The following is a 12,279-nucleotide window of genomic DNA, read 5'->3' as shown; positions in this document are numbered from 1 at the left end:
CACCTACATCGCTTGCGTCGGTGCTATCTCGCTGCGTATGCCCTTTACCACGGCCAGTAGACGCCCTCGATAGGGCGATGACTAGCTGCGGTAATCCGCGTTGATGGACACATAGTCATGGGAGAGGTCCGACGTCCATACCGTGGCACTTTCTTCGCCCCGCCCCAAGTTAATGCGTATGGTAATTTCTGACTGCGCCATGACAGCACTTCCCGCCGCTTCGGTATAGCCGGCAGCGCGCCCACCGTGCTCGACCAAGCGCACATCGCCTAGATCTATCACTACCCGGTTGACGTCGAAATCACTCACCGGCGCCCGTCCGACAGCCGCCAAAATACGCCCCCAATTAGCATCGGACGCATAAAGCGCTGTTTTGACCAACGGTGAATGAGCGACCGTGAACGCTACATCCAACGCCTCTTGACGGCTTTTCGCTTCGCCCACCTGAAGGGTGACGAACTTGGTCGCCCCTTCCGCGTCGCGAATAATCGCTTGCGCCAGCTCGGTCATTACCTGCTGCAAGGCGTTACTGAACACGGCAATCTGCTCATCATCCACGATCTTCGGGCCGGTGCCGGTCGCCGCCAGCATGCATGCGTCGTTGGTCGAGGTGTCACTGTCTACCGTAATGCAGTTAAATGAGCGATCTACGGTTTGTCGTAACAGTCGGTCAAGCAGTGGCGTTTCTATCATCGCATCGGTCACCACAAACCCCAACATGGTCGCCATATTGGGCTTAATCATGCCCGACCCTTTTGCAATGCCGCTAATAGTCACCGATTGGTCACCAATTTCCAGCGTCACGGTGGCGCCTTTAGCGCGAGTATCGGTGGTTAAAATGCCCTGGCCTGCCTCTTGCCAAGCAACCGCGTCGCTGGCCAAGTTTCCAAGCGCTGGCGCTAAACCCGCCAACAGACGATCCATCGGCAGCGGTTCACCAATCACGCCGGTTGAAAACGGCAACACGTCTTCGACTGATACCCCAGCCTGTTTGGCCAGCTCAGCGCAGCTTGCTCGTGCATCACGCAAGCCAGCTTTGCCAGTGCCCGCGTTAGCATTGCCAGTATTGATCAGCCAAAAGCGTGGCGAACGATTTTCTGCACGACACTGCTCTAGGTGCTGTTTCGCCACTATGACGGGCGCTGCGCAAAATGCATTACGGGTAAAAACCCCCGACACTGTCGCTGTATCGGGCAACTCGATTACCACCACATCACGGCGATCCGGCTTTTTGATACCCGCCATTGCAACCCCAAGGCGCACCCCCTTAAGGGGTGGCAACTCTGGAAAGGGAATGTTTCCCACCGCCATGATTCTCTCCTGTAGGCAGACGCTTAGTCAGATGCCATCTCAGACATGATCGTCGTTAGCTTAATTTTCCACAGCACTGCTTATATTTTTTACCCGAGCCACAAGAACAGGGGTCGTTACGACCAACCTTAGGGCCTTCGCGGCGCATCGGGCGCCCATCAATACCCGGTGCTGCTTGATCATTCTCGGATGGCTCCTGGGCTGGGGCGTCGTGGCGGCTGGCCGCTGTAGCGGTTTCACGTTCCAGCGCTTCACGACGTTGACGCTCAAGCGCATCGACTTCCTCGGGCTGACGAACCTGAACATGGCTCAGAATCCGTGTTACATCTTCTTTAATATGCTCAAGCAAATGCTGGAAGAGCTCAAACGACTCACGCTTGTACTCCTGCTTGGGATTTTTCTGAGCATAACCACGTAAGTGGATACCTCGGCGGAGATGATCCATCGACTGGAGATGCTCTTTCCAGCGCGTGTCCAGCACTTGCAGCATTACTTGCTTCTCAAAGCGACGAATCAGTTTCTCGCCTGCAGCCGCCACTTTCGCTGCATAGGCCTCACGATGCATTGTCTGCAGCCGCTCACGTAACTGCTCCTCGCTAAAGCGTTCATCCTCAGCGGCCCACTTAACCACAGGCACATCAAGGTTGAACTCCGTTTTCAAGTGCGCTTCCAAACCAGGCAGATCCCACTGTTCGGGCAGGCTTTGGGGAGGCACATAATCACTTATTGCCGTCTCCATCACCTCCTCGCGGATACCGATGACGGCATCTGCGACATCATCTGCTGCAAGAATCTCGTTGCGCTGGTCATAGATCACTCGGCGCTGGTCATTGGCAACATCATCATATTCAAGCAGTTGCTTACGAATATCGAAGTTACGACCCTCGACCTTCTTCTGGGCACGCTCAACGGCATTGGAAACCATTTTATGCTCAATGGCTTCACCGTGTTCAAGACCCAACGCCTGCATCAAGCGTTTCACACGATCAGAGCCAAACAGGCGCATCAGGCTATCTTCGAGCGACAGGAAGAACCGGGTAGAGCCCGGATCGCCCTGCCGGCCGGCACGGCCACGCAACTGATTATCGATACGCCGGGATTCGTGGCGTTCAGACCCCACTACATGCAAGCCGCCAGCAGCCAATACTGCATCATGTCGCGCTTGCCATTCAGCTTTTAGCGCATCAATCTGCTCTTGGCTTGGGTTTTGCAATTTGGCCGACTCGGCCTCCCAGTTGCCCCCCAGTACAATGTCAGTACCCCGACCAGCCATATTAGTGGCGATAGTAATCGCCCCTGGACGGCCGGCCTGGGCAATAATTTCGGCTTCGCTCTGGTGCTGCTTAGCGTTAAGCACGTTGAATACTAAGCCTGCCTCACGCATCAGTTTGGCGAGGTACTCCGATGTTTCGATAGAGGCAGTACCTACCAGAACCGGACGCCCGGCTTCAGTCTCGGTTTTGACATCTTTAATGATCGCTTCGTACTTTTCTTCAGCGCTTAAATAAACCAAATCATTCAGGTCTTTACGGGCCAAGGGCCGGTTGGTGGGAATAACCACCACATCGAGGCCGTAAATCTGACGAAACTCAAAGGCTTCAGTGTCCGCTGTACCGGTCATCCCAGCTAATTTTTCATACAGACGGAAATAGTTCTGGAAGGTGGTCGAGGCGAGCGTTTGGCTTTCTCGCTGTACCGTGACGCCTTCTTTGGCTTCGACAGCTTGGTGTAAACCTTCCGACCAGCGGCGCCCTGGCATGGAACGGCCAGTATGTTCATCGACGATCACCACCTGACCGTCAGACACGATGTAGTCGACATCACGGTTATAGAGATAGCGGGCGCGCAGTGCCGAGTGCATGTGCTGAAGCAAATTGAGGTTTTGCGCAGCATAGAGCGATTCATCATTGCCCAACAACCCTTCAGCGCGCATCAACTCTTCTACTTTATTGTGCCCCTGCTCCGTCAGCTCTACTTGTTTTTGCTTCTCGTCGACTAAAAAGTCACCCACAACCGTGGCTTCTTCATCTTCAACTTCTTCGCCTTTCTCAAGCTGCTGGGCCAGTTGATTGACCACTTTATAGAGGTCGGTATTTTCGTCTACCGCGCCGGAAATAATCAGCGGCGTACGCGCCTCATCAATAAGAATCGAGTCAACTTCATCAACAATCGCAAAATGTAGGCCACGCTGCACTTTATCCTCTAACGAGAATGCCATGTTATCGCGCAGATAATCGAAGCCGAACTCGTTATTGGTGCCGTAGGTAATATCGCACTTATACGCATGACGCTTCTCTTCACCCGTCTGACCAGAGAAAATGACGCCAACAGTAAGACCCAGAAATTCATACAGCGGACGCATCCACTCAGCGTCGCGCCGAGCCAGGTAGTCGTTCACTGTAACCACGTGCACGCCTTTACCCGGTAGCGCATTCAGGTACACCGCCAGCGTTGCGACCAGTGTTTTACCCTCACCTGTTTTCATTTCAGCGATACGACCACGGTGCAAGGTCATGCCACCCACCATCTGCACATCAAAGTGACGCATGCCCATGACGCGCTTACTGGCCTCACGAACGATTGCAAAGGCGGGAGCTAATAGCGCATCAAGGGACTCACCAGCTTCTAAACGCTCGCGCAGCTCAGCCGTTTTCCCTTGTAATTCAGCATCACTAATTGCCTCAAATTCTGCCTCTAGCGCGTTAATTTGCGGCACATTTTTGTGCATGCGCTTGACGTCGCGATCATTTTTAGAACCGACAACCTTACGTAATAAATTATTAAGCATGACATATCCAAGTATTCACGAGCGTCCTATCGGACGTTGCCCTTTACGCTGGCCCTTTTCTGCGAGCCTTTTCCTACCATAGTAGGGACAATATTAATGGCCGAATTGATAGGAGGGCGGGCCGCGTTGGGTCAAAACATCTCGCGCAGCAACTAGCAGTGGCAACGGCGGTAGCCAGCTACTTAGGCGCCGTATAGGGGCAAACCGTCGGGGTATTTGTATCCAGCGACGTAGCGCTCGGCGTCTTTTGGCAATCCAGTGCGATTGCGCACGTAAAACCGCGGGCACCCATAAGCAAATAGTGATGCTGCGTTCACCGTTGCGAAAAGCATCGGCGGGGCCTAAATTGGCGGGTAAAAGGCAGCTCACTAGCAGACCCGCCAGCCACCAACGCGCTATACCGTAGCGGCGCTGACGCCGTGGCAAAGCTGATTGGCAATCAAGCGTAGATGGCATGCTGTAGACCGGCTCCTGAGCGTGGTAAAGTTGACTAATCAGCCATCGGCAAAGGTAGCCGACATCATTAGTAGTGGTGCCTAAAACAGCAGCACCCTAGGAATTAAGCGTATGAGTATAAAGGTTAAGCGTTCTCGCGCCCAGCCCATCGCCCGCTTGCTCACCAACTCGGGTGATATTAATCAGTTAATGCGCCTTTCTCGTTTAATCGATCAGGCCCAACGGCACCTGCGTGCTCATCTACCCGAAGAGATGCGTGAACATATTTTTGTCGGTGGTTTTCGCGAAGGTCGATTAACATTGATTAGCGGCCAAGCCAGTTGGTTAACGTGGTTGCGCTTTGAGCAGCGCCTCCTCTTAGACCTGCTACATCAACTGCCCGGCTTTGAGGGAGTAAACGGATTTACCTTCAAGGTACGTCCAGTGCGCCCTATTGTGACACCACCACGCAACACACGTAGCCTATCGGTAGATGCTGGCAAAACACTGGCGGAGTGTGCGGATGACACTACCAACCCGGCGCTAAAACGCGCTCTGGAACGGCTTGCGTCCCATGCCCGGCCATCTAATAAGTAATACTTTTCCGCCAATAACTTTCTATTAAATATCAATAGCTTATAAAAAATAAAGCACCGCCTAAGCGATGCTTTATTTATATTGACACACTGCTGAGAGTACTAGCAAGTTAGCAAATTGCTTACTTAACAAGCGCGCCAATCACCAATGAAAACCTAGACTATGCCATTGCAGGCGCAGCATAAGAAATTGGCGCTACCGCTTTTTCTTCTTCAAAGGTGACTATTTCGTAGGCATCTGGCTGCGCCATCAATTCACGGCAAAGCTGGTTGTTCAGGGCGTGTCCTGACTTCACGCCACGAAACTCACCGATCAAGCTATAGCCCAATTGATACAAATCACCTATTGCATCCAAAACTTTATGCTTAACAAACTCGTCTTCATAGCGAAGACCACCTTCGTTAACGATTCGGTAATCATCAACCACAATGGCGTTGTCTAAACTTCCGCCTAACGCTAGGTTATTAGAGCGCAAAAATTCTAAGTCACGCATAAACCCAAAGGTACGTGCCCGTGACACTTCTTTAACAAAAGATGTGGTCGAAAAATCGATCAGTGCAGTCTGTTTTTGCTGGTCAAAAACAGGGTGATCAAAATCAATCGCAAAGGAAACCTTGAATCCTTGGTGAGGCAGGAACACAGCCTCTTTATCGCCATCACTAACCGCTACGCGATGCTTAATACGAATGAATTTCTTCGCCGCATCCTGCTCTAAAATACCCGCCGATTGAATCAAAAACACGAACGGACTCGCACTCCCATCCATAATGGGTACTTCAGGTTCGCTAATGTCTACATAAGCATTATCAATACCCAGCCCGGCAAATGCTGACATTAGGTGCTCAACCGTGGCTACTTTTACCCCACTGAATGACAGTGCCGTGCACAGCTTGGTATCTTCAACCAATTCAGCACGCGCTGGCACATGTACAACAGGATCCAGATCGGTTCTAACAAATACAATCCCCGTATTGACGGGCGCCGGACGCAAAGCCAAGTGGACTTTTTTGCCAGAATGCAGACCCACGCCGGTGGCGCGAATGACGTTTTGTAGGGTGCGTTGTCTGATCATGGGTAGTAGTCGTACTCTTGTGGCGGCGATGACCGTAGGAAAAAAGTTATCAAACAGTGTTCACTTTAACAGCAAACGAGCGTTTTAGCCAATAAACGCTCGCTCGCTGAAGCCATGAACCGGATGCAGAGGATCAATCCGCCTGACGACGAAGAAAGGCAGGGATATCCAAATAGTCATCGGCTTCTGTAGCGCGACGCTTTTCAGGGCGAGGGCTCGCGGCAGCTTCGGGCGCTTCAGCTCGGGCTGTCGCCTGCTGACGCATAACAGTCGGTTGCTGCAACTTGCGATAATCAGATGATGTTTCCGCCGCCGAACGACGCGCTGGCTCACGTGCGGCCGTTTTGGCTTTGTTACCGTCTAAGCCTGCAGCAACAACCGTGACGCGTAACTCGTCGGACATTTCCATATCAATGGAAGTGCCCACTACGATGGTAGCATCTGGCGACGCAAACTCTTGTACGGTGGCACCGACATCATTGAACTCGCCGATCGACAAATCAGGACCAGCAGTGATGTTGACCAGAATGCCGCGTGCGCCATGAAGATCGATATCTTCCAGTAGCGGGCTGCGAATGGCTTTTTCGGCAGCTTCACGCGCGCGGTTTTCACCCGTCGCCCCGCCGGTGCCCATCATCGCCATGCCCATTTCTGACATAACGGTGCGCACGTCAGCGAAGTCGACGTTGATTATACCGGGGCTGGTAATCAGCTCGGCAATCCCTTGAACCGCTCCCAATAGCACATCGTTAGCAGCGCTAAACGCCGTTAGCAGCGTGGCATTTTTGCCCAGCACCGACAGCAGTTTTTCGTTGGGAATAGTGATCAACGAATCGACGTGCTCAGAGAGCTCTTTCATGCCCTCTTCAGCCGCACGCATACGCTTCGGCCCTTCGAAGGGGAAGGGACGCGTGACGACTGCGACAGTTAGAATACCTAATTCTTTGGCGACCTGAGCAACAACGGGCGCGCCTCCAGTGCCTGTACCACCGCCCATACCGGCAGTGATAAACACCATATCGGCGCCGACCAGTAACTCCGCAATGCGCTCGCGGTCTTCCATTGCCGCTTGGCGACCTACCTCAGGATTGGCACCTGCACCCAACCCTTTGGTAATTTCACTGCCTAGCTGTAACACGGTTTTCGCCGACACACGCTTAAGCGCCTGTGCATCCGTGTTAGCGCAGATAAACTCTACGCCTTCAATATTACTTTCGACCATGTGGTTAACAGCATTGCCGCCACCGCCGCCAACACCAACCACTTTGATGACCGCACTGCTCGAGGGTGCGTTATCTACCAATTCGAACATAAGCCCCGTCTCCTGAACCGCGCTTGCGGCCCTGTCAGAAATTTCCTTTGAACCAGCCTTTCATTCTTGCTAGCGCCGAATAGTCTTCCTTGATATCACGCCGGGCAAGCTCATTGCGGCCCTTATGAGCTGCAACCACCCCCCCTTGGCTTTTAAGACCTTGCCCATGACGCGTTTCCTGCAAGGCATAATGCAGCAGACCAACGCCCGTCGCATAAATTGGGTTACGAACGACATCCGCCAAACCTCTTACATTCTGCGGACATGCGATACGAACAGGCATATGAAAAATCTCTTCCGCCAATTCGCTAACACCTTCCATGCGCGAGGTGCCACCAGTAAGCACTATCCCGGCAGCCACCATGTCTTCATAGCCACTACGGCGCAATTCATCACGTACTAGCGTAAACAGCTCTTCATAGCGTGGCTCTACCACTTCGGCAAGTGCTTGCCGTGATAGGTCACGCGCAGGACGATCGCCTACACTAGGCACTTTGATCATTTCATCACTTGCCGCTAAATGGGTTAGCGCGCAAGCATATTTAACCTTTATCTCTTCAGCGTGCTGCGTTGGTGTACGCAATGCCATCGCAATATCGTTAGTGACCTGGTCACCGGCGATAGGGATAACTGCCGTGTGGCGAATCGCGCCTTCGCTGAAAATGGCCATATCCGTGGTGCCACCACCAATATCTACCATACAGACACCCAGCTCACGCTCATCTTCAGTTAGAACAGCCATACTTGAAGCAAGCTGCTCCAAAATAATAGCATCAACCTCCAATCCACAGCGGCGCACGCACTTTTCAATATTTTGCACTGCGTTTGAGGCAGCTGTCACCAAATGCACCTGGGCTTCCAAACGCACACCGGACATACCTAGCGGCTCGCGAATGCCGCCTTGAGCATCGATTGAGAACTCCTGAGGCAGCACATGTAACACACGCTGCCCTTCAGAAATAGCACGCGCACGTGCCGAATCAATAACTCGTTCAATATCGGAGGGAGTGACTTCGCGTTCTTTGATGGCCACTACGCCATCCGAGTTCATTGAACTAATATGGCTACCGGCCACACCCACATATACCGAGTGAATATCACAGCCAGCCATCAACTCGGCTTCTTCAACAGCTCGCTGGATTGACTGCACTGTTGATTCAATATTGATCACGACGCCGCGCTTCATACCCCGCGAAGGATGCGAGCCAATACCGGCAATTTCAATTCCGCCGTCATCGGTAGGTTGACCGACTATCGCGACGACCTTGGACGTTCCAATGTCCAGCCCGACCACCATATTGGATGCGTTAGGTGAGCCTGCCATGAGTCGGGAAATCTCCTTGCGTCATTGTTAAAAGTAACTATAAATAGGGTGACGTTTAATCCAACGCTTAACATTGAAAACGTGCTACCCAAAATAATCAGTGCTATTACCGAGACATTCGCCAAGTACAAATAGCCAAAATTAAAAACCATTTAACCCGCGACTAACCCATAGTATAGAAACAACAGCTTCAATACGACTACTACAAACCCACAATAATGGGCCGGGAAAGCAATTTAAAGCCCATTATTAGCTTTTTCAACGATGGCAACCACTTACTTTTACACCTTATTTGCTTCAAGTAATAGAAGAGTTACTCATCTTGCACTGCAAATTCACTTTCTCCATGCCAAGCAACAGCGACCCCATTAGGGTAACGCAGGTCAATATAGCGGATTTGCTCGCTAAGGGTATACAGCTCGCGTTGCCATGAGGCCGATAAACGTGCCAAGCGAACCTCATGCTGCCGTCGCCCTAACATCACCCAAGCACCTTCATTTAATTGCAGCCGCCACGCTCCGCGTGGTTCTAAACGAAGTTGAGTAAGATCAAGCGATAACTGTTCAAAGTGAAGTTTTAGTCGATGATAATAGTTTAACACTTCTTCACTGCTACCGTTGGGACCTGCCAAGTCAGGCAAACCAGAGGGGGATGCTAATGGCGCAAATGCGAAAGGCTCGCCTTCAGGATTAAGCAAGAAATCATCATTCCAGCGCGCGACGGGCTGCTGCTCTACTAGTTCAAACACAAGTGCATTAGGCCATTCACGGGAAATACGTACTTCATTCAACCAGCCCACCTGTAGCGCTCGGTCGCGCAACTCACCAAGGTCTGCCGAAAGCCAAGTGGCGTTGACCACTAATGGCGCTAACTGAGTACGTAGGTAATCGGCACTTACGTATTCCCATTCACCACGAATCGACACCCGCTCAATCGGGCGGTCTAACCACAGCCAAAGGGCACGACTGCCTGCCCCCATTAGCAAAGCAAGCAAGAGAATACCCAGCCAAGCATTACGCCTTTTCATAAGGCACCCTTCATAACAAACGCGCCATAGCGATTACTGCCCGCCTGCGGTTTGCAGTATTTTTAACACTAGATCGTCGAAGGATATGCCCGCATGTGCCGCCGACTGGGGCACTAGGCTATGATCGGTCATACCAGGGACTGTATTGACTTCTAGCAGCCAAAAGCGTCCATCGTTATCGCGCATGACATCAACTCTACCCCACCCTGCCCCACCAATAGCCGCAAATGCCTGCTGACAGAGTACGGCCAGCTCTGCTTCATGCTCGGAAGACAAGCCACACGGCAAGTGGTACTGAGTGGTGTTAGCAATATATTTGGCTTCGTAGTCATAAAAACCGCCAGGCACTTCAACACGGATCGCAGGCAACACCTGATCACCAAGCAGCGCGACCGTATACTCCTCGCCTACTATAAATCGCTCCGCCATCACACGCGCATCAAACTGCGCCGCCTCACGATACGCCGCCTCAAGCGCCGCCTGACTTTTTACAATGCTAATACCCAGCGTAGAGCCTTCATGCACGGGTTTCACGATCAGCGGCAAGCCAAGCTGCGCCACCACGGCTGACCAGTCCGCCGCTTCATCCAACATAATACTTTCAGGTGTCGGCAAGCCAACGGCGCTCCATACCTGTTTGGTGCGCTGCTTATCCATCCCTAGCGCCGAAGCAAGCACGCCACTGCCGGTATAAGCAATATCGAGCAGCTCCAGCGCTCCCTGCAGCGTACCGTCTTCGCCGCCTCGTCCATGCAGTGCCACAAAGACCACAGAAGGAGCCAACTGTTCTAAACCGACCAAACCATTGTCTCTAGGGTCATAGCCAGAGGCATTGACGCCTTTACGCTGAAGCGCCTCAAGCACTGCAGCACCGCTTTTAAGCGATACCTCGCGCTCAGCAGACGTCCCGCCGTAAACCACCACGACGTTTTCAAAGGATACGTTTGTTGCTACTTCAGCGCTCACAGTACCACCTCGTTCATCGCTAGCTGTGCCTGTGCCAAGCTCAGAGAAATACCACCTACATCGCCAGCGCCCTGGGTAATTAAAATATCATCGGGACGTAACACATTGGCTAACAGCACAGGTAACTCACTTTTATGTTCGACAAAGAGTGGGTCGACTTCACCGCGCTGACGAATAGATCCCGCCAGGGTTCTACCCTCAGCGCCAGGAATAACCGTTTCACCGGCACTGTAAACATCAAGCAGTATTAACGTATCGACTTGAGAAAGCACCCGTACAAAGTCCTCGTATAGATCGCGAGTACGGCTGTAGCGATGAGGCTGATAAAGCATGACTAGACGACGGTCGGGCCATCCCGCACGAATCGCCTGGATAACCATGTCAACTTCACGCGGGTGATGACCGTAGTCATCCACCAGCATAATGTCGCCCCCCCCTTTTGGTGCAGGGAAATGACCATGCACCTGGAAGCGGCGACCTACGCCTGCAAAACCCACCAGCCCGCTTAAAATAGCCCTATCGCTAACGCCTGCATCCGTCGCTACGACAATCGCTGCCATCGCATTCAAGGCATTATGGCGACCTGGCATAGCTAAGCGCACCGCGAGAGGTTCAGCGCCACCTGGGCGTAACGCAGTAAACGACACCTCACCCCCGCGCTGGGTAAAATCAACAATGCGATAATCAGCATCGCTATCAAACCCATAGGTAACAAACTGTCGCTTTACCTGCTCACACAGCACGCGTACGTGGGGATCATCAATACACAGCACCGCGAGACCATAAAACGGTAAATTGTGCAGAAATTCGATAAAGGTACTTTTTAGCCGCTCGAAGTCACCGCCATAGGTCGCCATATGGTCAGCATCAATATTAGTAACAATCGACACCATGGGCTGTAGGTGCAAAAACGAAGCATCGGACTCATCAGCTTCGGCAACAAGATAGTCCCCCTCCCCCAAACGGGCATTAGCGCCGGCACTGGTTAACTTGCCGCCGATAACAAAGGTTGGGTCTAATCCCCCTTCTGCCAGGAGAGTCGCGGTCAAGCTAGTCGTCGTGGTTTTTCCATGAGTGCCCGCCACGGCAATGCCATGTCGAAATCGCATCAACTCAGCAAGCATTTCAGCCCGACGCACAACCGGTACACGATGCTCATGCGCCCAACGTATTTCCGGGTTTTTCTCATCAATGGCGCTAGACACTACCACTACATCAGCGCTTTCAACGTTAGCTTCGGCATGGCCGATCGCCACGCATACACCGCACCGACGCAACCGCTCTACGACGGAAGAGTTTTTCATGTCACTACCGCTGACGGCGTATCCCTGGTTTGCCAATACTTCTGCGATTCCACACATCCCTGCGCCACCGACACCGACAAAATGAATACGTCGAATTCGACGCATACCAGGGCCAATGGCAGTAACACTTGGGGTTGTCATGG

The 12,279-nt window shown here is 52.4% G+C and carries 10 protein-coding genes; 1 reads left to right on the top strand and 9 read right to left on the bottom strand.

Translation table 11 applies throughout. From position 1 onward, the window contains the following. Positions 1-81: 81 nt before the first annotated feature. The 3 genes from argJ to ACW44H_RS07300 form a co-directional block, all read right to left on the bottom strand. The gene (argJ, locus tag ACW44H_RS07310) at positions 82-1,311 is read right to left on the bottom strand and encodes a bifunctional glutamate N-acetyltransferase/amino-acid acetyltransferase ArgJ (protein ID WP_457508086.1); all 1,230 of its coding nucleotides are present in this window, start codon (positions 1,309-1,311) and stop codon (positions 82-84) included. Between the two features lie 55 nt (positions 1,312-1,366). Continuing rightward, the gene (secA, locus tag ACW44H_RS07305; RefSeq protein WP_457508084.1) at positions 1,367-4,099 is read right to left on the bottom strand and encodes a preprotein translocase subunit SecA; all 2,733 of its coding nucleotides are present in this window, start codon (positions 4,097-4,099) and stop codon (positions 1,367-1,369) included. 93 nt (positions 4,100-4,192) lie between these two features. Continuing rightward, positions 4,193-4,555 carry a hypothetical protein gene (locus tag ACW44H_RS07300; protein ID WP_457508082.1) on the bottom strand — a complete coding sequence of 121 codons (363 nt, stop codon included), beginning with the start codon at positions 4,553-4,555 and terminating at the stop codon, positions 4,193-4,195. A 111-nt stretch (positions 4,556-4,666) separates the two neighbouring features. On the opposite strand from ACW44H_RS07300, the gene ACW44H_RS07295 reads away from it, so the two are divergent. Continuing rightward, positions 4,667-5,131 carry a DUF721 domain-containing protein gene (locus ACW44H_RS07295; RefSeq protein WP_457508080.1) on the top strand — a complete coding sequence of 155 codons (465 nt, stop codon included), beginning with the start codon at positions 4,667-4,669 and terminating at the stop codon, positions 5,129-5,131. Positions 5,132-5,291: 160 nt separating this feature from the next. On the opposite strand, the gene lpxC is transcribed toward ACW44H_RS07295, so the two are convergent. The 6 genes from lpxC to murC form a co-directional block, all read right to left on the bottom strand. Further along, entirely contained in the window at positions 5,292-6,203 is a 912-nt protein-coding gene (gene lpxC / locus ACW44H_RS07290; RefSeq protein WP_113268148.1) for a UDP-3-O-acyl-N-acetylglucosamine deacetylase, read from the bottom strand. A 133-nt stretch (positions 6,204-6,336) separates the two neighbouring features. Beyond that, positions 6,337-7,515 carry a cell division protein FtsZ gene (ftsZ, locus tag ACW44H_RS07285; protein ID WP_113268149.1) on the bottom strand — a complete coding sequence of 393 codons (1,179 nt, stop codon included), beginning with the start codon at positions 7,513-7,515 and terminating at the stop codon, positions 6,337-6,339. Between the two features lie 34 nt (positions 7,516-7,549). After that, entirely contained in the window at positions 7,550-8,839 is a 1,290-nt protein-coding gene (gene ftsA, locus ACW44H_RS07280; RefSeq protein ID WP_113268150.1) for a cell division protein FtsA, read from the bottom strand. Between the two features lie 313 nt (positions 8,840-9,152). Continuing rightward, on the bottom strand, positions 9,153-9,866 hold the full coding sequence (locus ACW44H_RS07275; protein ID WP_113268151.1) for a cell division protein FtsQ/DivIB: 714 nt from the start codon (positions 9,864-9,866) through the stop codon (positions 9,153-9,155). Between the two features lie 33 nt (positions 9,867-9,899). Beyond that, positions 9,900-10,832: a D-alanine--D-alanine ligase gene (locus ACW44H_RS07270; protein ID WP_457508077.1), complete on the bottom strand. Its 933-nt coding sequence runs from the start codon at positions 10,830-10,832 to the stop codon at positions 9,900-9,902. Next, positions 10,829-12,277, bottom strand: a complete 1,449-nt coding sequence (gene murC, locus ACW44H_RS07265; protein WP_457508965.1) for a UDP-N-acetylmuramate--L-alanine ligase — start codon at positions 12,275-12,277, stop codon at positions 10,829-10,831. Before murC ends, ACW44H_RS07270 begins: the two co-directional genes overlap by 4 nt. Positions 12,278-12,279: the final 2 nt, after the last annotated feature.

The sequence above is a fragment of the Vreelandella sulfidaeris Esulfide1 genome (genome assembly GCF_054072535.1).
Note: the sequence above shows the minus strand (reverse complement) of the source record. Positions and strands in the feature narration are given on the sequence as shown.

Excerpts from the sequence above, each read along its gene's own strand:
- argJ (WP_457508086.1), bottom strand. The coding sequence starts at position 1,311 with ATGGCGGTGGGAAACATTCCCTTTCCAGAGTTGCCACCCCTTAAGGGG.
- secA (WP_457508084.1), bottom strand. The coding sequence starts at position 4,099 with ATGCTTAATAATTTATTACGTAAGGTTGTCGGTTCTAAAAATGATCGC.
- ACW44H_RS07300 (WP_457508082.1), bottom strand. The coding sequence starts at position 4,555 with ATGCCATCTACGCTTGATTGCCAATCAGCTTTGCCACGGCGTCAGCGC.
- ACW44H_RS07295 (WP_457508080.1), top strand. The coding sequence starts at position 4,667 with ATGAGTATAAAGGTTAAGCGTTCTCGCGCCCAGCCCATCGCCCGCTTG.
- lpxC (WP_113268148.1), bottom strand. The coding sequence starts at position 6,203 with ATGATCAGACAACGCACCCTACAAAACGTCATTCGCGCCACCGGCGTG.
- ftsZ (WP_113268149.1), bottom strand. The coding sequence starts at position 7,515 with ATGTTCGAATTGGTAGATAACGCACCCTCGAGCAGTGCGGTCATCAAA.
- ftsA (WP_113268150.1), bottom strand. The coding sequence starts at position 8,839 with ATGGCAGGCTCACCTAACGCATCCAATATGGTGGTCGGGCTGGACATT.
- ACW44H_RS07275 (WP_113268151.1), bottom strand. The coding sequence starts at position 9,866 with ATGAAAAGGCGTAATGCTTGGCTGGGTATTCTCTTGCTTGCTTTGCTA.
- murC (WP_457508965.1), bottom strand. The coding sequence starts at position 12,277 with ATGACAACCCCAAGTGTTACTGCCATTGGCCCTGGTATGCGTCGAATT.